The organism is Mycobacterium sp. E2462 (assembly GCF_001672685.1).
GTDB lineage: Bacteria > Actinomycetota > Actinomycetes > Mycobacteriales > Mycobacteriaceae > Mycobacterium.
The window spans coordinates 1-761 of the sequence record NZ_LZKC01000320.1 but is presented as its reverse complement, the minus strand read 5'-3'; the positions used below and the strand labels follow the sequence as shown (position 1 = coordinate 761).

Below are 761 nucleotides of genomic sequence, written 5' to 3'. Positions count from 1 at the left end.
CCGCCCACGCCGTCGTCGCCGCGCTACGCGGCGAGGCTTCGGAGGTCGCGGTGCGCGCGTCGACGTCACGGTCGGCCAGGTCGAGGTGCCCGAACGCCTGGTCCGGGAACTCGAATCCGACGCTGCGGTGCATCGCCGCCAGCGCCGCCTGCGCCGGGGCCTCGGCCGTGGCGCCCACCTGTTCGGCGCGCGCGGTGAGCAGCCACACCGCGCGGCAGCGCGGCCCGATCAGGCCGGCGTAGTCGGGTAGGCCCGCGTCGGGACGGCGCCCGATGTGGTCGATCGCCGCGGCGGGGTCGGTGTGATCGAGGGCGGGGGCGATGACGACCAGGATCTCGGCCTCGACGGGCGCGACGACGCGGGAGTCACCCTGTGCCGCAATGGCTTCGGTGATCCGCCGGGCCAGCTCGGCCGAGCTTTCGTCGGCGTGCAGGCCGATGGTCAGCGCGCCCGGCCGGTCGGCGACCGGCGCCGCGGCCTGCCAGTCCTCGACGGCGACGGTGAGCGCCGGCGCGGGCGGCGTTGCGTCAGCGAGCCGGTCCGGGGCCACCCACAGGTGCACCGCCCGCATCGGCGCGTTGGGGAACCCACGCAGCGGTGGGCGGTTGGCGGCCGGGACGGCGGGCGCCCAGTCGCAGGCGGGGTCGGCGGCGCCCAGGGCGGCGAGGCCCGCCGACAGCGCGTCGGCCGGCGGGGTGTCGCGGTGTCCGGATCCGGTGACCGTCGCGGCGTCGTCGCCGAGGATGCCGGCGAGCGGGTAG

At 77.9% G+C, this 761-nt stretch carries 1 pseudogene; it reads right to left on the bottom strand.

Annotated features, from left to right (window positions below):
- Window positions 1-761 (bottom strand): annotated as a pseudogene (locus A5714_RS26665) (polyketide synthase); the annotation flags it as partial.